Raw genomic sequence first — 19,162 nt, 5'->3', positions numbered from 1 at the left:
ATCCGGGACCGTCACTCGGCGGCCCTAGGATGGTTGTCGGTGCGGGGGTGCCGCTCAGGAGTTTCCCGTTGACCGTGCCGCCGACCGCCGAGCCCACCCTGTGGGAGCTTCAGCGCGCTCTCCTCCAGCTCCGCGAGGACCAGCGCGACGGCATGGCCGGGCTCCGGGAGGACCTGCGCGGTGATCTTCAAGTCTTGGCCGGCCGGATCGAGCAGGCGGTGACCAAGGACGTGTACCAGTCGGACCAGCGGCTGGTGGATCAACGGCTCGCCGGCCTGGAGCGGGATCTCGCAGCCGAGGTCCGTGCCCGGCAGACCACCGAGGACGCTGCAGCCGCCACCCGGCGGTGGATGATCGGCGCGTTCATCGCGCCGCTCGTCGTCGCCGCACTCCAGCTGTGGCTGCTGTCGAAAGGCAGCCACGCGTAGACCGGCCGGGCGGGGCCGGTTGGACAGCAGTACATGACCATGGTGCGCGGGGGAGAAACGCGAACCACATCTTGGCAACGCCTCTGAGTGTCGACGCCTTCCTCAACGCCCTTCGCGGCGAGGGGCTTTCCGTCACCGAAGTCGGTGACTGGCGCGCACACAACCGCAACCACAAGGGCGCGTGGGGTCCGGTGCACGGCATCGTGATCCACCACACCGCCACCTCCGGCACTGACAGCTCCGTGCAGATCTGCCGCGACGGCTACGACGGCCTGCCGGGCCCGTTGTGCCATGGCGTCATCGACCGCGACGGCGGCGTGCACCTGGTCGGCTACGGCCGGACCAACCACGCCGGCGCGGGCGATGGGGACGTTCTGCGGGCCGTCATCGCCGAGCGGGCCCTGCCTCCGGCCGACCAGGCCAACACCGATGGCAACTCGCGCTTCTATGGCTTCGAGTGCGTCAACAGCGGGACGGGGGCCGAGGGCTGGCCGGGCGGGCAGGTCGAGTCGATGGTGCGGGCCGCCGCCGCGGTGTGCCGGGCGCACGGCTGGTCTGAGCGGTCCGTCATCGGCCACAAGGAGTGGCAGCCGGGCAAGCCGGACCCGCGCGGCATCGACATGGGTGACTTCCGCGCCCGCGTTGCCGCCCGCCTCGGCAACGGGCCCGCCCCGCAGCCGTCCGGCCCGCCGTCGTTCCCCGGCCGGGACGCCTTCGGGCCCGGCCGGGTGAACGACTCGATCCTGGCCCTCGGGCAGCAGCTCGTGCGCAAGGGTTTCGGCGGCGCCTACAAGGTCGGCCCGTCGCGGTCCTGGGGCGAAGCCGACCGGGCGAACGTCGCCGCGTTCCAGCGCGCGCAGGGCTGGGGCGGTGGCGATGCGGACGGCCTGCCCGGCCCGTCCACCTGGAGCCGTCTGTGGTCCTGACTGATACCCCCGCAACCGAGAGGAGCTCGGTGAACTTCTACCTGTCCCTGCTGCGCACCGGCGTGCCCGCCCTGGCGGGCTGGCTGGTGGCCGCCGCCGCCCGCTATGGCCTCGACATCGACGCCACCGCCCTCGCCGGCGTCCTGGTACCGCTGGTGTCCTTCGTCTACTACGCGGTGTTCCGGGCGGCGGAGCACTACCTGTCGCCCCGGTGGGGCTGGCTGCTCGGCTACGCCAAGCCTCCGTCCTACCCGGTGGTGAAGGCCGTGCTGCCCCAGTAGGGGTGGCGGCGTGGCACCTGCCGGTGACAGTCGGTCCGGCCGGACGGAGCCTCTGGAAGGCGCCACGTCCACGAGTTACCTGCCCCGTGACGGGGTGAGCCGATAACGGCCGAAGGCCGGCGCCAGCCGAGAACAAGTTGGGCCCCCGTTCCTTGCGGAATGGGGGCCCGACCTCTTGGACTTCATACTCTATCACCGGGGCTCGATACCAGGTTTTCCACAGCCTGGGCATAGTCTTAATACTCACTTTTCACGATGGCAGGGAGTGGCGGAAGTGAGCGTCAAGAGGAAGCCGGTGCTCGTCGGCCAGCAGGAGTTCAGCGCGATCTACGACGGGACGGCCCGCAACGTCGCGCAGTGGATCCAGCGCGGGCAGCTGGACTACAGCGAAGCGGTGATCGTCAGCGGCCGAGCCTACTGGACGTTGGGATTCGCGGTGGCCCAGGGCGAGAGGTTCGCGCGCCCGAAGGAGCCGAACATGACGGTCGTCGAGCAACTGGTGGAGGAACAGTCTCCGGGGCGTGGTCTCGTGTCCGCGCTGACGGTGCAGCGTGCCGACCTGCCGCCGATCGTCGGCCAGCAGGAGATCGTCGCCATCCTCGATGAGGATCCCGCGGCGTTCCTGCCCCGACTGAGCGCCGCGATCAAGGCGAGCGCGTTCCCGGGGCCGGACTGGTCCCTGTCGGGCTCGCCGCTGTGGTTGCTGAGCAGCGCCACCGACGGCCTGGAGAGCACGGACCGCTTCTCCAAGATCAAGAGCAAGACTCCCGAGATCAATGGCGAGGTCGTGGAGGCGCTCAAGAGCGGCCGGTACGACGGCCCCGGATCGAAGATCCTCACGAGGGGGATCAAGAAGAAGAGCTGACCGCAGTTGACCACCTCCATGTATGAGTATAAAATACAAACAAGAGGGCAGGCGAGGGGCCTGCCCCCAAAATGGGGGTCGCTCATGGGGGTGCGCTCGCCGCCGCAGTGGAGGTCGCCCGACATCCCTCTCCATGAAGAGGGATGGTCGGAAATTCGACTTGTATGGGAACTCATGCTTAGTATCCCCATCAAGTTGAGGGGAGAGAGCGCCGTGTCCGCTGTCACTCAGGACCACCTGCCTGGCCTGGAAACCGTCCGCCGCATCGTCGTGCCCACAGCCGGGACGCCCCGCGCGGGGACGATCCAGGAACGGTTCGAGCAGTTCCATGGGGCGAACCCGTGGGTCCTCACCGAGCTGGAGCGGCTCACCGCGGAGTGCATCGAAGCGCGCTTCGCCACGATCAGCCTCGGCATGCTCTTCGAGCTCGTCCGCTACTCCTACGGCCGCGCCACCCTTGGATCCGACGGCGACTTCCGGCTGAACAACGACTTCAGGTCGCGCTACGCCCGCCTACTCATCGAGCTTCACCCCGAGTGGGCACCGCGCATCGAAGTCCGTGCCCTGCGTACGGATTGAAGCACCGCACTGTCATGACCTCTTGGAGAACCACCCGTGCCACCAAAGATCAAGTCCCGCCAGCCCACCTGCGTCATCCCCTTCCCCTTCATCTTGCTGGAAGGCGAGGAAGGCGCCGGAAAGTCCTATACGGCCATCGAGTTCACGAAGTCCGAACGTGTCGGCAGTTGCTACGTCCTCGACCTGTCCGAGGGAACCGCCGACGAGTACGGGGCGATCCCCGGCGCCAGGTTCGAAGTGATCGAGCACGACGGCAGTTACGTGGACATCGCCGAGCAGGTTGAGGCCGTCAAGGAGGAAGCCCGGCGGGCCGCCGCAGCCGGCGAGCCCCCGGTCGTGCTCATCGTCGACTCCGGCACCGCCCTGTGGCGGATGCTGTCCGACTGGGCACACGCCCGGGCCCGCCGCTCCAAGCGCAACCGGGACAAGCTGCGCGACGACCCCGACGCGAACATCGACGTCACCCGCAACCTGTGGAACGACTCCGTCAACCGCTGGGACCGGGTCATCCGCGCCATGCAGACGTTCCCCGGCGTGGCGATCATGCTGGCCAGGGGTAAGGAGATCTCGGCGACGAACGAGGACGGCCAGCCCCTGCTGGACGACCGGCGCCGTCCCGTGCGCGAGTGGAAGGTCGCTGCGCAGAAGGACCTCTGTTTCGACGTCACGATGTGGGTGCGGATGCGGCGCGACCAGATTCCTGAGCTCGTCAAGGCCCGTACCCTCAAGTTCCGCGTTGAGAGCGGCAAGCCCATGCAGTTGCCCGACTTCACCATCGAGCGGCTGGTGTTCGACCTGCTCGGCTGCTCCACCGCCAGTCAGCCCCGCCAGATGCCCGTCCTGGTTGGCGACCGAACCGGGCCGTGGATGGAGCGCATCGCCGCCGCCGACGACCGCGACGCCTGCCTGAAGCTGTGGGACGAGCTGGACGCCGGGTCGAAGACCGGCCTGTCCGAGATGGAGTGGCACACCGTCCGAGGGGCGGTCAAGGCGCGTGCCGCCGAACTCGCCGCCCCGAAGGCCGGCATCGACGACGTCCCGGAGAGCGACGCCGCCCGCCTGCGTGCCGCCGCCGAGGCACAGCAGGCCGAAGCCGACGCCGAAATCGTGGGCGAGACCCCAGCCGCGGCCTGACCGACACGGCCGGGCTTCCTCGCCAGGAGCCCGGCCCCGTCGTCACCCACGCGCACCGTACCCCGGCCGGCACGCCGCACACCGCAGCCGCGCTGGCACCTCGGCGTGCCCTCCTGCCGACGGCCCCGCCCCTCGCGGGCCTCCGTGCCGTCACGACCTCTTGGAGCAGTACACCCATGTCCACCCCCGTCCTCGACCTACCGGAGTCGCCGTCCATCTGGGTCGCGGCCGACGCCGTCGACCAGGCCCGACCGCGCTCCCGGCAGCGCCAGCTCGGCGCGTCCGACCTCGTGTGCGAGCGTCGCGCCGCGTACATCCACCACGGCTGGGAGCCGTCCGACCACGTCGTCAGCCCGGCCGCGATGCTCGGCACCTACATCCACGAAGGCCTGACCACCGCCGCCCGCCGCGAGTTCGGCTGGCTCGTCGAGAAGCGGGTCACCTCGGCGGCGATCCGCGGCAGCATCGACATCGTCCAGCTCGACCGGGCCACCGCCCGCCAGCTCCCGCGCCGCCTGCGTCCCAAGGTCGCCGCGGACGTGAACACCGTGGAGGACATCAAGACCCGCACCATCTACCGCTGGGACGAGGTGCGGCGCTACGGCGCGACTGCCGGAGAGCTGCGGCAGGTCATGACCTATGTGCGACTGCTGCGCACCGGCGGCTTCGCTGACGTGGACGGCCAGCGGGTCCTGGCCCGGCTCGGCCCGATCGACGTCGAACGGGTGCGGATGCGGTTCATCTCCCGCGACTCCGGCGAGGAGTTCATCCAGGAGTTCCCCTACGACCCGGAGATCGCCGAAGAGGCGGTGTGGTGGCTGGAGCGGATCACCGAGACCGAGCATCCCGACCAGGCCCCCCGCTCGTTCTACGGGCCCGGCATCGACACCGTGTGCGACTACTGCCCGTTCGCGACGGCCTGCTGGGGCGTGCCGGCGCCCGGGCGGCCGGTACAGGCCAACATCGTGCACAACCGCGAGGACGTGGCGGTGCACCTGGCGGACTACGCCAGCGCGCACAAGGACTGGGCGGAGGCCGACCGGATCAAGAAGTTCGTGCGCAAGGCCGTCGACGGCGCCGAAGCGGGGACGTACGGGCGCAACGTCCTGGCGTGGCGGGGCGAGGACAAGGAGGTGGAGGAGCCGGACGTGCGCGCCATGATCGAGCTGTTCGACGACCTCGGCGCGCCGATACCGATGGTCCCCGACGCGGACCGCATGGTGAAAGCCCTCGTGACCGCTGGCCTCGCGGTGCCCACGCGCAGGGTCGTGAAGAAGGGCGCCCGCCGGATCGAGGTCAAGGCGGCCCCCAAGTGAGCGCGGTGCAGCACCAGTTCGCACCGTGCCGCCGAGGGGGAGCCCCGCATGTCGATACAACTGATGGTCGCCGCCGCATACCTGCCGCCGGAGGTGATCGGCAAGAACCCCGCCGAGAAGCTGGCGCTGATGAAGATCTGCGACAGCGCGGACGACGAGAGCCGCCTGGCGCGTCCCGGCCTGCGCCGCATGGTTGCATGGACCGGCGTGTCGGAGAAGCGCACAATCACCCTGGTCACCAACCTGGTGGCGAGGGGCCTGGTGGAGCGCGTGGAGGTCGGCAAGCCCGGCCGGGCAGCCCTCTACCGCGTGTTCCCGTCCGGTGTGCCGAGCATCCCCGACAGAGACGAGCTGGGCGAGCGTCAGCGGGCGGCGGTCGCCGCGCCGCGCAACCCTCGCCTGGCACGGCCCCGGACCTCGCGTGCTGCCCCGGCGGCCCCGGCGCGTACCTCCCGCGACATCGAGGAGCGGGAACTTCGGGCGGCCGAGCGCCGTGGGTCACCCGAAGGGAACCCACCTCCACCGGGGCCGAAGGTTCCCCCGGGGGAACCCAACACGTCGCCCCAGGGAAACCCACCAGGTTCCCCTGGGGGAACCCCTTCCTTTCCTTCTCCTACCTACGTCCCACCTACCCCCCTACCCCCCACGGCTGGCGCCGCGGGGGAGCCGGCGGATCGGGCGGAGTCGCAGGTGCGGCCGTGCTCGCGTCACCGGAAGGTCGCGGCGAACTGCCGGGCCTGCGGAACCAGCGCCCGGGCACAGCGGCAGGCAGAGGAGCGGGACCGTGCGGCGGCGCAGAGGCATCGGGAGCAGGAGTGGCTGGACGGCTTCCGAAGGGACGCCCAGGTGCGGCGAGAGCAGGCGGAGGCCGGCTCGGACGCGGTGCAGTCGGCGAGACGGGAGGCGTTCGAGGCGGTCAGGGCGGCGCGCCAACGCGCCAAATATCACGAATAGGTAACTGCCTGGCGGAGCTTGTGTCCCCCATTTAATGAGTATAGAATTTAAACACGAAGAGGGGGAAGCCCCCAGACGAAGGGAATCGACATGCTGCCCACGCTCATCGCCGTCAAGGACAACCAGGGGCGCCCCACCTATGCCCTCGACTACTCCAGCATCCTCGACCCGCTCGTCCGCACCATCGCCACCGAGCGTGCCGAGAACGAAGAGATCGACGACGAACTCGACCAGCTCGCCACCCTCGCCCAGAGCGTCAACGCCGCCCCCGACCGGGATGCCGCCGACGCCCCTGCGGCCGAACTGTCCAACCGCGTCGACGACTTCCTCGACCTCCTCGGCCATCGCCGCCATGAACTGCCCGCCGAGCCCAACCAGTTCGACATCCGAAACGCCCGGCGCCTCGCCGCCCAGCTCCGCGCAATGGCCACCATGCTCACCGCCTGGTCCGACCGGCACTCCGCCGAGCGCGCCGCCTAGCCCCCTCGCGGCCGGGGCTCGCACCCCCGGCCGCTCCCGACTTGTATGGGAAATCATGAAAGAGTTCCACGTCATGAATGGAGGAAGCGTGCCACCTCTCGACACCCCCGCCCTCGCCGACACCTACCAGCCGATCACCGACCTCGCCCGCCGGGCCGGCATCCCCTTCCACCTCGCCGCCCAAGGCCGACACGCAAGCCTGCACCTGCACCTGCCCGACGGCGCGCTCCTGGCCGTCACCGACGACGGCATCGGAGGAGCCGCCGCCCGCAAGCCCAGCGGCGCCACCGGCTGGCAGATCACCCGAACCCTCCCCACCGGCCAGCGAGCCGTCATCTACGACTCCACCCTCCTCGGCGACCACCACCACCTCGGCACCAACCCCAACCCCGTCCTCGACGCCATCGCCCGCTACCTGCCGCCCCCACCCTCCCCGAAGCCCACCCGCACCCGACGACGCGGCCTCCTGACCCGCCTCCTGCGCCTCACCTGACCCCACCGGCCGACACGACCTCTTGGAGCCCCTGATGACCTTCGCGCCACTGCCCACCCATCCCCGCGTCACGGACCCCGACTGGCAGGCCCGCTACAAGGCCTTCGGTCCCCTGATCTCCGCGTTGCGTCGCCGCGGCTTCGTCACCGACATCACCTCCGACGGCGACACCGAGGCGATCACCGCCGAACTGCCCGACGGCAGCTACCTGCGAATCGACACCGGCGACGAGATCGGAGACCTCCCCGACGACATCGACACCGCCATCGCCTGGCGGGCGATCAGGGGCAGCGGCGACAACCCGACCGTCCGCGACACCGTGTACGACTCCACCCCGGACGGGACCGACCTCCTCAACGGCGCTCTTCTCTCCCCGCTCCTGGTCGCCATCGACACCTACCTCGGAGCGCGAGAACAAGCCCTGCTGACCGGCCCCCACAGCCACCCCGTCGTCGTCACCGTCACCACGATCCACGGTCACGGCCCCGCGGCCTACGAGATCAGGAAGGCCTTCCCGAGCGCGAACAGGGAAGCCGCCCGATACGCCTGGGCGGTCGCACGAAGCCTGCCCGCCGAGTTCACCCAGCAGCACCTGAGCCCCGACTGGCCCCGCTACGCGCTCGCCGACCGCGACCACACCCGGGTCGTCCAGATGACCCTTGCCGAACTCGCCTACACCAGCGAAGCCACCCACGGCCCATGCGTCTGCCGCTTCACTCACCCGCAAACCCGGGAGGAGGAGGACCAGCTCGGCCAGCAGATCGCGGACGGCATCAAGATCGGCGACGCGCACGGCGTCTACCTGGCCAGCCTCCGGCTCTTCACCGCGCCGCAGTGCCCCGCGCGGACGGCGAATGCCCGTGGCTGACCCCGGCGGCGACCAGCCGCACGACGACGGCCCCGAGCTGCCCCTGCGCTTCACGGAACTGTTCTGGGCGAGCCCGCCCGTCCCGCCCATCTGGTCCCCCGCGGGCCCAACAAGAGTGTGCGCCGCTCACCTCGGACACGCCGACCTCGCCACCACGACGACCGCCTACGCCACCGACAAGCCGGGAGCGCGACAGCCCGTGACCACCATCAAGGCCCTCTCCCTCGCCCTGAGCGTCGCCGCCTTCACCCTGCCCCTCTGGGCAGTCCGCACCGCCTTCCGCGCCCGCAAGCGCCCCTGAACACCACACCACCCCGGACCCGGCCCGACGCCGGGCCCGGGGACCTATCACCCGACCTCACCCCCTATGGAGAGCGCCATGGGCAGGGCCTACCAGCTCGAACTGTCCGACCCCACCGTCACCTACTTCCTGGACCACTTCACCCACGCCCGCGTCGTGCGCGCCATGGACCGCCTCGGCATGATCCAGGACCTGCACGGCCAGATGTTCACCCTCGCGGCCAGCGCCCACGAAAGTGCCCTCGCCCTCACCGGCGAGGTCCTGCCCGCACACTCACAGGACGCCGCCGCAGCGACGCTCCACGGAATCTTGACGGCACGCATCCCCAACCCGGCCGGCATCCCCCGCCACAAGCTCGCCACTGGCGAGAATTGGCTGATCGCCCCCGCCGAGATCACCGCAGCCCTCGCCGCCCACCAGCGAGCCCCCCGCGACGAGCGGGCCGCCGTAAGCGCCCTCATCGATGAATGGGACCCCTGGATCGACTTCCTCCACGCGGCCGGCGATCACGCCGGCCTGCGCTCCAACTGAACCCGAAGGCCCCCGCCATGGCGGTGCACTTCCACCTCATCCGATCTGCCGGCGCCGCTGACGACGACCAGGACCGCCGCTTCGACACCAGCGCCCTTGGGGCTGAACGTTCTGCGCCTCCCCGCCGGCCACGACGGCATCGCCCGCCGGACCTGAGCACCCCTTCCCTCGACTTGTATGGGCTATCAACTATGAGCCCGCCATCACCTCTTGGACTCCGCATGCCCACCCCCGACAACACCCCGTCTCCGCCCGACGTGCCCCAGGCAGCCAACCGCTCGCATCTCGCGACCAGGACCCACCCCGGCCGCCCCGGCAACGGCAGCCCCGAACCGACCTGCCCGCCCACCCGACCCGCGACCGACGGCGCCGAGAACTGAGAGGAGCCCCCGTGTCCATCACCTTCACCGACTTCTTGTGCGGTGCCGGCGGCTCCTCGACAGGCCTTGTCGAGGCAGGGCTTGAACTCGCCCTGGGCGTGAACCACTGGGCCCTTGCGCTGGAGACGCACGCCGCCAACCACAGCCGGGCCGACCACCTGTGCGTCGACGTCTCCGGCATGCCGATGCGCTACCTGCCCAGAACCGACGTGCTGTGGGCGTCGGTGATCTGCACCGAGATCAGCCCCGCCGGCGGCCGCCGCCGAGAGACCCCGCAGCTCGACCTCCTCGACGGCGACGACGAGTTCAAAGTCCTGCCCGACGCCGCGTTCGAGAAGACCCGGGTCACGGCGTGGTGCGTCGTACGGGCCGCCGAGGTCCACCGCTACCGGGCGATCGTCGTGGAGAACGTGCTCGAATTCGCGACCGACTGGGTCCTGTTCACGGCATGGATAGCCGCGATGAAGGCCCTCGGCTACAACTACCAGATCATATCCGTGAGTTCAGCGCACATCGGCGACGAGAGCAACCTGCGTGCCCCCCAGTGGCGCGATCGCATCTACATCACGTTCACCCGCCGCGGCATGCGCAAGCCCAACCTCACCCCGTCCCCGGCGGCGTGGTGCTTCGAGTGCGCCAAGCAGGTCAACGCCGTCCAGACCTGGCGAGACCCGAAGATCACGATCGGCAAGTACAGCAAGCAGTACGACTACCGCTGCCCCAACACGCGCTGCCGCCACGCCCTCGTCGAACCGTGGGTGCGTCCGGCCAGCGCGGCCATCGACTGGACCGACCTCGGCCAGCGCATCGGCTCCCGCAGCAGGAAGCTCGCCGACACCACCATGCAGCGCATCGAAGCCGGCCGCGCGAAGTACCCGTACGAGCCGTACTCGATCACCCTCACCCACGGTAAGGACGGCGGAGACCGGGCCTACGCGGTCACGGAGCGGCCGATGCCGACCCGCAGCACCAAGCAGGGCGAGGCGCTGATCGTGCCGGTCGGCGGCAGCTGGAACACCGAACCGTATCCGGCGGAGCAGCCGCTACGGACCCGCACCACCCGCGAGTCCGAAGCCCTCCTCACCGCCCCGTACATCGTGGAATTCCGCAACAACGCCTCCACCTCCTCGGTGCACGCCCCGATCTCCACGGTCAGCGCGCAGGGCAACCACCACGGCCTCGTCATGCCGGGAGGCCGCGTCGACCCCCGCGACCGCAACACCCTGGTCGTCCCGTACCGCAAGGCCACCGCCAAGCACGCCGGCTACCCGCTCCACGCCCTGTCCACCCGGGACTCGGCGGCGGTCGTCGTCACCGCGGAGAGCATCGAGGACTGCTGGTTCAGAATGCTGAAGCCCAAGGAGCAGCTGGCCGGGCAGCGGTTCCCTGACGACTACATCGTCCTGGGCACCGGCGCCGAACAGACGATGCAAGCGGGCAACGCGGTGTCCTGCAACGTCGCCCACTGGATCGGCCGCCAGCTGCTGGAAGTCCTGTGACCGGCCCCCGGCCGCGGTGGCGCCTTCGCCTGGACCCGCCACCACGCCGAGCCCTCGTCCTCGCGCAGGCCCCCGACCCGGAATGCCGCCACTGCGAAGGCGCCGGCGGCTGGGACGGCAGCCCGCTCCTGGAGGACTACGTCACCTGCGTGTGCCACGACCCGAGCCGCCGCCTCATCCTGCTGCGCCTCCACCGGCGACCCGCCGACCGCCCCTGAACTCCTGCCCGGCCGCCTCGCCCCCCTTCCGGGGCGGCCGGACAGGGCACCCACCGACAAGGACCACCAAGCCCGTGTTCATCGCCCTGCCCGACACCGACGTCTTCACTCCCGAGTGCTACCGCGACCCCCTCTTCAGCCCCGCCGAAGGCGGCTGGGCGAACAAGGGCGACCTGATCGAGATGTGCACGCCGGTCATGCCCAAGTGCGTGCCCTGCCCGCACCGGGCCATGTGCATCCGCCAGACCCGCCCCCACCCATCGAAGTTCGACGGCGTCGCCGGCGGCCGCCTGTGGCTGGGCGGTGAGGTCATCGGCACCGTCGACGGCGTCGACGACCTCGACCTGCCCCTGCCCGGCAAGCCCCGCGGCATCTGCGGCAGTGTCGCAGGCCACGAGCGGCACCGCGTCGTCGGGGAGCAGCCGTGCGATCCCTGCCAGGCAGCCTTCGACTCTCCGCCGCAGGCCGAGCCGGAGACCGAACCGGCGCAGGAGCAGCTGACCCTCGCGATCGCGGCCTGACCCGTGCCGCGACCCTCCCGCCTCCGAAGCCCCGGCAGCGGACGAACACCCCGACCGGCCCGAAGGGGAGGGGCTGACGGCGACCAGCGACCGCTGAGGGCGTGCGGCCGGAGCCCGCCCACGCCGCGGCCGGACCCGGCCCGCACCACCTCAGCAGTACCACCGCCGCCCGGGATGGGGCCGGTCGCGGCCCACCAGTCACCAGCAAGGAAGCACGAACCCGAATGAACACCGCGAGCATCGCGAGCACACCAAAGGGGTCCACCCCTCTGGTCATCGGCCTCGACCTGTCCCTTACCTCCACCGGCATCGCCGGCGTGGACTGGGCCGACGCCCTGCGGCCCAGGAACCTGCGAGGCCACCCCCGACTGGACTGGCACAAGCGGGAGATCACCGACCGGGTCCGGCGCGCGGACCTCGTCGTCCTCGAAGGGGCGGCCTACGGGCACGGCGCGCAGGCCGGGCACCATGAGCTCGGGGGGCTGTGGTGGATGGTGACCCAGATGCTGTGGGAGAGCGGGATCCCCTACGCCCAGGTTCCGCCGGCCTCGCTGAAGATCTACGCGTGCGGGGTCGCCAACCCGGCCAAGGACCACCCCAAGCAGGTGCGCGCGCGGGTGGCGAAGGGCATGGTTCGCGACCTCGTTGCCGAACGGTACGGCCTGGAGTGCGAAGGCCCAGGACGGTACGACAAGGCGGACGCTGCCGTCCTCGCGCACATGGGCCGCGACTGGCTCGGCCACCCCGTGGCCGTCCTACCCGAACAGCACCGTCGCGCTCTCGCAGGCGGGCCCTGACCCCGGATGTTGGACACGGGGTTATGCGGCTTGGGCGAGTGTAGTTGATGTTGTGCTGAGGGCGGTCTCGTAGGCGATCGGGCTGCGGTATCCGAGGCTGCTGTGGCGGCGGACTGTGTTGTAGCGGTGGAGCCAGCGGAAGAGCTCCAGGCGGGCCTCGCGCTCGCTTGACCAGCTCTTTCGGCCTTGGAGGGTCTCGCGTTTCGCCGTCGCGTTGAAGCTCTCCGCGAGCGCGTTGTCAGCGCTGGACCCGACCGCGCTCATCGACTGCCGGACGCCGGCCCGGCGGCAGGCCTCGGCGAAGACCCTGCTGCTGTACTGGGAGCCGTGATCGGTGTGCATCACCGCCCCGTGCAGGCTGCCGCGGGTCCGCTCGGCCGCGGCCAGGGCGTCGATGACCAGCTCGGCGCGCATGTGGTCGGCGATTGCCCAGCCGGCCAGCCGGCGCGAGCACAGGTCGATCACGGTCGCGAGATAGCAGAACTTGCCGCCGCCGACCGGCAGATACGTGATGTCGCCGACGTACTTCCGGTTGGGCTGCTCGGCGGTGAAGTCGCGGCCGACCAGGTCCGGGGCCTTCGCCGCGGCGGGGTCCGCGATGGTGGTGCGGTGCTTGCGCCGCAGCCGCAGCCCGGCGATCTGGGCGGCGTTCATCAGCCGGGCGACCTTCTTGTGGTTCACGACGTCGCCCTGGTCGCGGAGCTCGGCCGTGACGCGCGGGACGCCGTAGGTGCCGTCCGAGGCGGCGTGGACCGCGCGTATCCGCGCGGTGACCTCGGCGTCCGCGGCCTGCCGGGCGGCGCGGTCGGGGGCGGTGGTCTGCCAGTAGTAGAAGCTGGACCGGGCGATGCCCAGGACCTGGCACAACCGCTTGACGCCGTAGCGGCGCTGGTGGTCGGCAACGAACTGGCAGCGGTTCACCAGCGCGTCTCCCCTGCGAAATACCGGGCGGCCTTGCGCAGGATGTCGCGCTCCTCCTCCAGCTCGCGGATCCTCTTGCGCGCGGCCGCCAGCTCGGCCTGCACCGCGTCAGCGGCCGGAACCGCCGCGAGAGCCCCGGCCGCCGAGTGCGAGGCGGGACGGCGTCCGTCGGCGGTCCGAATCCAGTTGCGCAGGGTCTCGGTGTTCACCCCGAGGTCCTCGGCGACCGACTTGATCGTCGCCCCCGGCCGGGACCGGTACAACGCGACCGCGTCCACCTTGAACTGCGGCGGGTAGTGCTTCATCACCATCTGTGCAGGACTCCTGTCCACCCGGACCATCAAGATCCAAGTGTCTCTGGTGTCCAACATCCGGGGTCAGGGCCCGGCGTCGCGTGGCCACAGATGCAACGGCCCACGGCGAGCGATTCAACTGGTCTGGCGTAGGCGGGAATTGGTGGAAGAAAGCTTGCCGCCGAGATGGATCCCACCTTCGGCGACGCCCGCCTCTGCGCGGCCATCGCCGACCGGATCACCTTCCGCTGCACGCTGATCCAGACCGGCACCGAGTCCTACCGCTACCAGGCCACCCAGGAATTGGTGGAGACGGCGGTTGGGTTGAGCGTGGGCCTGTCCCACCCGGCAGGATGTTGTCAGCTACAGGGGTCCGTTCGTGTCAGGCCGGGCAAGTGCGAGGTCGGGGGCAAGGATTCCCGACCCGTACTTTTCAACGTCGTCGTGGGGTGGTCGTGCGGTCTCACGCAGATGGGCGATGACGCGCCGGGCGTCCCAGTCCGGGTGCGCGGAACGAAGCAGGGCGACGGCGGCGGAGGTGTAGGCGGTAGCCGCGCTGGTACCGCCGTCTCCGGTGCAGATGGCGAAGGCCGTGGTGGTGTCGGCGCATCCCCGGCTGTAGAGCGGCATGGATGCGCCTGGTGCCGAGATCCCGAGCCCGGGGCCCCACGTGGACAGCGGGGACAGGTGCCCGTCGGACGTGATGGCGCTGACCGCCAGGACACCCTCGTAGGCCGCCGGATAGCTGATGGGGGACCTGTAGGAACCCGAGTTCCCGGCGGCCGCGACGACGACGACGTCCTTGCTCAGCGCATACTGCACCGCGTCCCGCCACGGGTCCAGCGAACCAGGAAGGCCGAACGAGAGGTTGAGGACCTTCGCTCCATTGTCTGCCGCGTACCGGATCGCCGCAGCGTCCCCCTGGGCCGTGGCCTTGGGGTTGGAAGTGATCGCTTTCAGCGGCAGGATGGTGGCGTCGGGTGCCAGACCAGGAAGGCCCTGGGCACCGTTGATCAGAGCCGCCATCATGGTGCCGTGGGATACCACCTGGTCATCGTCGGTCTCGGGGGTGCCTGAATCGGTGAAGTCCATGGCCGGCAGGCGACGTCCGGTCAGCGCGGCGTCCGCCTGTACTCCGCTGTCGACCAGGGCGATGATCACACCCGCACCGGTGGAGTTCTTCCACGCAGAGGCGGCATTCAGGGTTCGCAAGGGCCAGGGCAGGGCGTCGGCGCCCGCCGGAGCTGCGGAGGAGGCTGGGCAGAGTCCACCCAACAGCACTGCCACCGCGAGGAACCGGAATCCGCGTGCCATGTCCGGCCGCCTCTAGTGGTAGTGCTTGTACAGGTCGTCCGATGCCATGCCGGTTCCGTGGTGGACAGCTTGACTGGAATAGGTGCCGCGTAGATGGCGAGCCTGTACGGTGCGCTGCTGTTCGATGAGGAAGCCGGCGGGATCCTTGGAGAATCCGCCACGCGACCGGTCACGGCGGACCAGGACGACAACGGCAGAGGCAACTGCTGCCACAAGCCCGGCCATGAGCGCAATAACAACCCCCAAAGCATCCCTCCTTGTCTCGATGCGAATCGCGCCGACTGGCGTCGACGGCTTAGGCGTGTGCTCGCCCGTGGGCGAGCACACGCGTCCAAGCTATTCCGGGGGAAGAGCTGAAGTCACGCGCCCTTCCCCCGGAACGTCAGATCAGCCCCGGCCGCCCAAACCGCCAGCGAACTTGGTCGTACACGTGCGGTACTTGTAGGCGAAGTAGGCGTCACCGCGGTAGCCGGTATTCCACCATGCCACCACACCCTCGCAAGCCTCACGGGTCGGCTGGAAGTAGTCGGTGCAGCCCGCGGGACCGTCGTAATCGCACTGGCCGTAGTTGACCGCCGGAACGGTGGCCGCATTGGCGCCGACCGCGCCCCCCATCACGACTGCTGCCGACATTGCCAGAACTGAGACAGTTCGACGTATGCGCATTAGATCTCCCCCTTCATGAAAGCCCCGGTTAGGGACCTTCAGATCCTCACACGAACCTCGTCTAGCCGATAGGGAGTTGAGCGAATCTTGAGCCTTCGATCATGTCCATGCCTTCAGTGCCCAAGGACTGCCCGTGAACCGGCGGGATCCCGGATCGCGAGGTTCAAGGTGCCCGCGCGGGCGTTGCTGGGGCGTGCGATGTCCCTCGCGTGCGGCGCTGATCGACGAGCTGCTGAAGGTCGCGGTGCGGACGGCCGCTATCCGGAGGGGGGTCGAGGTCGTACTGCTGCTGGGTGCGCGATCGTCGGCCTGGCTCGGGGTTCTTCCTGGTGGATGAGTGAATTCGGGGAGCGCACTGGCCGTGCCGCTGCTCTCGTGGCGGCGTCGCCGAAGCTCTGGCCTGCGGAAATGTAGCAGCGGTTACCCGTCGAGAACTTCCCGGCGGAGTGGACCCCCATCCTTAATGAGTATAGAATCTAAACATAAGGGGAGGGGGAGAGGCCCCCACCCGCCAGGGAGGGAATCACCATGAACGCGCTCACCGCCGCTGCCGAAGAGGCCCGCCACTACGCCAGCCTCGCCCGCTCCCGCGCCGCCCGCTCTGAGCAGGACATCCATCGCCTCACCCTCTCCGCCGCCGCTCTCGCGCTCGACGCGGTCGCCCGGCTCCTGGCCCGCCCCGACCGCGAGGACGCCGTCCTCGACACCCTCGCCCTCGCCGAGAACTACGCCACCAGCCGCGACGCCGGCCCCGGCGCCCTCCCGCGGGACTTCTCTCTCACCGTCCTCGACTACCTCACCGCCTGACCAACCCACCCGGCCCGAGGCAGCGGCCCCGGGCTAACTATCGATCGGAGAACACCATGACCATCCTCGGAAGCATCGACTCCATGAGCTACCTCGGCACCGTCATGATGCGGGGCCCCGAGCACCACGAAGCCGCCATCCTCGACGCCATCACCTCGGCCGACTCCTTCAGTCTCCGGGGCGCCAACAACGCCTTCACCATGGTCGAGCACGCCATCACCGTCGGCTGGACCGTCCGGCCCGACGCCTTTCGGGACCTGACCTTCACCCAGTTCCACGAACTCGTCTGGAACCGCTACTACGCCGACCTGTACCGGCACTGCCTCGCACTGGACGCCGACGCCGACCGCATCACCGAGGTCGCCTCGGGAATCGCCGTCGCCCTGATCGACGACCCGCAGCTCAACCCGTGACCACCCGGCCCGGCCGCCCGCGGCGGCCGGGCCACGACCACCCCTCCCCACCAGTCCCGAAAGGCCACACCGCCATGCCCGCCAGCAACACCCGAACCGACCACACCCTCGCCGAGGAACTCTGCTTCGTCCCCGACCAGCACCTGACCGAGGTGGTGCGGACGATCGTGGGCCACGCGGCGTGCCCCGAACTCGTCATGGCCACCGGCACGCTCCTCCAGCTGGCAACCACGGTCTCCTGGGCCCGCCGCCCCTACCACCTGCTCGCCCTCGACATCACCCAGTACTTCGACCTCGTCGCCCACTTCCACTACCCCGACCTGTTCCACACCGCGCTGCACCACGCCGGAGACCTCCGCGACGTCGACCACATCGCCGACCTCGTCGGCGACGTGGTCGCCGACAACCCTCACCTCCACCACTGAGCGGCACCACCGACGGAGCACACCATGACCAAGCCCGAACCCCCCCATGGCCACCACCCTGACCGACACCGTGCTCTCCCTCGCCGGCCCGGGCACCCTGCGGGGGAACCGCCCCGCCTCGACGTGATCGTCCACCGCAACGCCCTGACCGCCCGCACGCCCTGAACCGCTCCACGCCGAGCAGAGCCGGGGCCCAGAGCCCCGCCAACCCCGGGTCCCTCCCCAGCAGCGGCAGCGACCGGACACCCGACGACGCCCGGCCCGCCGCCCTCGACCAGGCCACCCCGTTCCACCGCAGGGGCCTCGCGGGAATGGCCATCGCCCGGCAGGCACATGGCGGCTCGCCGTGATCAGCGGCGACGAGCAGCGCGTCGCCGCAGCCTGCGGCAAGGCCCGGCCGGCCATCCGGCGCCTGCCCGACGCCCAGCTCGACACTCGCCTCATCGCCGCCGAACAGCACGAGCAGCGGCTCCGGGACCCTGGAGCAGGCGGAGCCCGGATCCCCTGCCGGATAGGCCCGGCGCAGGAAGGCTCCGCCGCCTGAACCCCTCCCCAGCACATCCACGCGGCCCGGCCGGCCGCAGCCCACCGGCCGGGCCTCTCCATTCCCAACAACAGAGGACAAACCATCATGAAGCGGTCTCAACAGCTCGACCTGTTCGCCCAACTCGACGACGAGGAGCCCCGCCCGGCCCAGGCGCAGCCCCGGCTGCGCATCGCGGCTGCGCCCGCCGCCGACCGGCGAACCGCCCTCGCGCACTTGGCCCCCGTGGCCCTCCCCAGCCTGGAAGCCGCCCCGCCGGCGCCCCCGTCCGCGCCGAAGTCGAAGCTCCGGACCTTCCCGGTGCCGTCCGGCGTCCGAGCGCACGAGGCGGCGCAGCGCATAGCCGAGGCCGCTAGCCGCGCGTGGCACAGCCACCACGGCGGAAGTCGGATGGAGATCCCCGTCGGCGTGGTCGCGGCCCTCGCGCTGTGGCCCCTCAAGGGCCCGGATGCCCCGAAGCAGGCCGACTGGATGCTCGGCCTGAGCCCCACCGACCTTCTCCGTCTGATTCGCGAATGCTGGGCCCACTGGTGGATGCGCCGCCCCGACCTCGTCCACCGGGCCGCGCCGATCGCCTCCTGGACGGAAGAGGCCTTGAGCAAGCACGAACTCGCCTGCGTACGGGCCGTCGCCCACGCCGCGATCACAAGCGGCCTGTTCACCGTCACCGGCTCCAGCGACCCCTACGACCTCGCCGAGTGCGACCTGATGTCCTGGATGGTCACCACGCTGCGCAGCGAGGGCTCCAGGGAGGCGCTGGGGGAGTACCACACTCCGCCGGAGGTCTGCGAGCTCATGGCCCGCATGCAGCTCGGCGACTGCTCCGATGTCCAGCCCGGGTACAGCCTCTGCGACCCCGCAGGCGGCACCGGCGGGATGACCCGCGCCGCAGCCCAGGTCCTGCGCGAGCACCGGATCGACCCGGCAACCTGCCGCTGGCACCTGAACGACATCGACCCGATCGCCGCAGCTGGCGCGGCCGTCAACGTGATCCTCTGGGGACTCGGCCCGAACACTACCGTCTGGTGCGGGGACGTGCTCGCCGAGGGCGACACCGAGCGCCTCGCCCTGGCGGAGAAGGCCGCTATCTTCAGGCACCGGGACAACCTGCTCGGCGGCGCGACGATGATCGCCGCCGTCGGCAAGGCAGAGGCGATGCTCGCCGGAGTCGTGGCGGACAAGGTGGCCTGACCACGGGAAGAGGAGTA

Annotated in this window: 26 protein-coding genes and 1 pseudogene; 23 read left to right on the top strand and 4 right to left on the bottom strand. The window is 70.2% G+C overall.

From position 1 onward, the window contains the following. Positions 1–68 precede the first annotated feature (68 nt). The 17 genes from ACZ5GH_RS11130 to ACZ5GH_RS11050 all read left to right on the top strand — a co-directional run bounded on the left by ACZ5GH_RS11130 (position 69) and on the right by ACZ5GH_RS11050 (position 12,571). Entirely contained in the window at positions 69–428 is a 360-nt protein-coding gene (locus ACZ5GH_RS11130) for a hypothetical protein (protein WP_464334116.1), read from the top strand. 71 nt (positions 429–499) lie between these two features. Then, positions 500–1,354: a peptidoglycan-binding protein gene (locus ACZ5GH_RS11125; protein ID WP_464334115.1), complete on the top strand. Its 855-nt coding sequence runs from the start codon at positions 500–502 to the stop codon at positions 1,352–1,354. Positions 1,355–1,383: 29 nt separating this feature from the next. Beyond that, positions 1,384–1,635 (top strand): hypothetical protein, encoded by a 252-nt coding sequence (locus ACZ5GH_RS11120; RefSeq protein ID WP_464334114.1) that lies wholly within the window; start codon positions 1,384–1,386, stop codon positions 1,633–1,635. A 274-nt stretch (positions 1,636–1,909) separates the two neighbouring features. Beyond that, on the top strand, positions 1,910–2,500 hold the full coding sequence (locus ACZ5GH_RS11115) for a hypothetical protein (protein ID WP_464334113.1): 591 nt from the start codon (positions 1,910–1,912) through the stop codon (positions 2,498–2,500). A gap of 213 nt (positions 2,501–2,713) precedes the next feature. Continuing rightward, on the top strand, positions 2,714–3,079 hold the full coding sequence (locus ACZ5GH_RS11110; protein WP_464334112.1) for a hypothetical protein: 366 nt from the start codon (positions 2,714–2,716) through the stop codon (positions 3,077–3,079). A gap of 93 nt (positions 3,080–3,172) precedes the next feature. Continuing rightward, positions 3,173–4,213: an AAA family ATPase gene (locus ACZ5GH_RS11105; RefSeq protein ID WP_464334111.1), complete on the top strand. Its 1,041-nt coding sequence runs from the start codon at positions 3,173–3,175 to the stop codon at positions 4,211–4,213. A 176-nt stretch (positions 4,214–4,389) separates the two neighbouring features. Further along, positions 4,390–5,529 (top strand): PD-(D/E)XK nuclease family protein, encoded by a 1,140-nt coding sequence (locus tag ACZ5GH_RS11100; protein ID WP_464334110.1) that lies wholly within the window; start codon positions 4,390–4,392, stop codon positions 5,527–5,529. Between the two features lie 48 nt (positions 5,530–5,577). Further along, a complete protein-coding gene (locus tag ACZ5GH_RS11095) occupies positions 5,578–6,483 on the top strand; it encodes a helix-turn-helix domain-containing protein (RefSeq protein ID WP_464334109.1) in 906 nt (301 codons plus the stop codon). Positions 6,484–6,573: 90 nt separating this feature from the next. Beyond that, entirely contained in the window at positions 6,574–6,963 is a 390-nt protein-coding gene (locus ACZ5GH_RS11090) for a hypothetical protein (protein ID WP_464334108.1), read from the top strand. An 88-nt stretch (positions 6,964–7,051) separates the two neighbouring features. Further along, positions 7,052–7,456: a hypothetical protein gene (locus ACZ5GH_RS11085; RefSeq protein WP_464334107.1), complete on the top strand. Its 405-nt coding sequence runs from the start codon at positions 7,052–7,054 to the stop codon at positions 7,454–7,456. A 34-nt stretch (positions 7,457–7,490) separates the two neighbouring features. Then, positions 7,491–8,324, top strand: a complete 834-nt coding sequence (locus ACZ5GH_RS11080; protein ID WP_464334106.1) for a hypothetical protein — start codon at positions 7,491–7,493, stop codon at positions 8,322–8,324. Further along, positions 8,311–8,625 carry a hypothetical protein gene (locus ACZ5GH_RS11075; protein WP_464334105.1) on the top strand — a complete coding sequence of 105 codons (315 nt, stop codon included), beginning with the start codon at positions 8,311–8,313 and terminating at the stop codon, positions 8,623–8,625. The genes ACZ5GH_RS11080 and ACZ5GH_RS11075 overlap by 14 nt, the downstream gene beginning before the upstream one ends. Positions 8,626–8,703: 78 nt before the next feature. Next, positions 8,704–9,156 carry a hypothetical protein gene (locus ACZ5GH_RS11070; RefSeq protein WP_464334104.1) on the top strand — a complete coding sequence of 151 codons (453 nt, stop codon included), beginning with the start codon at positions 8,704–8,706 and terminating at the stop codon, positions 9,154–9,156. A 221-nt stretch (positions 9,157–9,377) separates the two neighbouring features. Then, positions 9,378–9,536 carry a hypothetical protein gene (locus tag ACZ5GH_RS11065; RefSeq protein ID WP_464334103.1) on the top strand — a complete coding sequence of 53 codons (159 nt, stop codon included), beginning with the start codon at positions 9,378–9,380 and terminating at the stop codon, positions 9,534–9,536. 11 nt (positions 9,537–9,547) lie between these two features. Beyond that, positions 9,548–11,035, top strand: a complete 1,488-nt coding sequence (locus ACZ5GH_RS11060) for a DNA cytosine methyltransferase (RefSeq protein ID WP_464334102.1) — start codon at positions 9,548–9,550, stop codon at positions 11,033–11,035. A 292-nt stretch (positions 11,036–11,327) separates the two neighbouring features. Continuing rightward, positions 11,328–11,774 (top strand): hypothetical protein, encoded by a 447-nt coding sequence (locus ACZ5GH_RS11055; RefSeq protein ID WP_464334101.1) that lies wholly within the window; start codon positions 11,328–11,330, stop codon positions 11,772–11,774. 224 nt (positions 11,775–11,998) lie between these two features. After that, positions 11,999–12,571, top strand: coding sequence for a hypothetical protein (locus tag ACZ5GH_RS11050; RefSeq protein WP_464334100.1), 573 nt, complete (start codon positions 11,999–12,001; stop codon positions 12,569–12,571). Between the two features lie 21 nt (positions 12,572–12,592). On the opposite strand, the gene ACZ5GH_RS11045 is transcribed toward ACZ5GH_RS11050, so the two are convergent. Continuing rightward, positions 12,593–13,803, bottom strand: a protein-coding gene (locus ACZ5GH_RS11045; RefSeq protein WP_464334099.1) for an IS3 family transposase whose coding sequence is annotated in 2 segments (ribosomal slippage) — positions 12,593–13,509 and positions 13,509–13,803 — 1,212 coding nt in all. Because the reading frame shifts where the segments join, the coding sequence is not laid out codon by codon here. Positions 13,804–13,971: 168 nt separating this feature from the next. Between ACZ5GH_RS11045 and ACZ5GH_RS11040 the strand changes: the two are divergent. Further along, a pseudogene (locus ACZ5GH_RS11040) lies at positions 13,972–14,070 on the top strand (ATP-binding protein); the annotation flags it as partial. A gap of 78 nt (positions 14,071–14,148) precedes the next feature. Here ACZ5GH_RS11040 and ACZ5GH_RS11035 read toward each other — a convergent pair. From ACZ5GH_RS11035 to ACZ5GH_RS11025, 3 genes are read right to left on the bottom strand one after another with little or no spacing between them, the layout of a single operon-like run. Then, positions 14,149–15,099: a S8 family serine peptidase gene (locus ACZ5GH_RS11035; RefSeq protein WP_464334098.1), complete on the bottom strand. Its 951-nt coding sequence runs from the start codon at positions 15,097–15,099 to the stop codon at positions 14,149–14,151. 12 nt (positions 15,100–15,111) lie between these two features. Beyond that, complete coding sequence (locus ACZ5GH_RS11030) at positions 15,112–15,426, bottom strand: hypothetical protein (protein ID WP_464334097.1); 315 nt, start codon at positions 15,424–15,426, stop codon at positions 15,112–15,114. 60 nt (positions 15,427–15,486) lie between these two features. After that, complete coding sequence (locus ACZ5GH_RS11025) at positions 15,487–15,732, bottom strand: hypothetical protein (RefSeq protein WP_464334096.1); 246 nt, start codon at positions 15,730–15,732, stop codon at positions 15,487–15,489. A 561-nt stretch (positions 15,733–16,293) separates the two neighbouring features. Between ACZ5GH_RS11025 and ACZ5GH_RS11020 the strand changes: the two genes are divergently transcribed. The 5 genes from ACZ5GH_RS11020 to ACZ5GH_RS11000 all read left to right on the top strand — a co-directional run bounded on the left by ACZ5GH_RS11020 (position 16,294) and on the right by ACZ5GH_RS11000 (position 19,145). After that, positions 16,294–16,572 carry a hypothetical protein gene (locus ACZ5GH_RS11020; RefSeq protein WP_464334095.1) on the top strand — a complete coding sequence of 93 codons (279 nt, stop codon included), beginning with the start codon at positions 16,294–16,296 and terminating at the stop codon, positions 16,570–16,572. 56 nt (positions 16,573–16,628) lie between these two features. Next, on the top strand, positions 16,629–16,985 hold the full coding sequence (locus ACZ5GH_RS11015; RefSeq protein WP_464334094.1) for a hypothetical protein: 357 nt from the start codon (positions 16,629–16,631) through the stop codon (positions 16,983–16,985). Between the two features lie 74 nt (positions 16,986–17,059). Beyond that, entirely contained in the window at positions 17,060–17,410 is a 351-nt protein-coding gene (locus ACZ5GH_RS11010) for a hypothetical protein (RefSeq protein WP_464334093.1), read from the top strand. Positions 17,411–17,756: 346 nt separating this feature from the next. After that, positions 17,757–17,954: a hypothetical protein gene (locus tag ACZ5GH_RS11005; protein WP_464334092.1), complete on the top strand. Its 198-nt coding sequence runs from the start codon at positions 17,757–17,759 to the stop codon at positions 17,952–17,954. Positions 17,955–18,041: 87 nt separating this feature from the next. Beyond that, a complete protein-coding gene (locus tag ACZ5GH_RS11000; RefSeq protein WP_464334091.1) occupies positions 18,042–19,145 on the top strand; it encodes an N-6 DNA methylase in 1,104 nt (367 codons plus the stop codon). Positions 19,146–19,162 lie beyond the last annotated feature (17 nt).

It is taken from the genome of Kitasatospora sp. Xyl93 (genome assembly GCF_055383135.1).
Note: the sequence above shows the minus strand (reverse complement) of the source record. Positions and strands in the feature narration are given on the sequence as shown.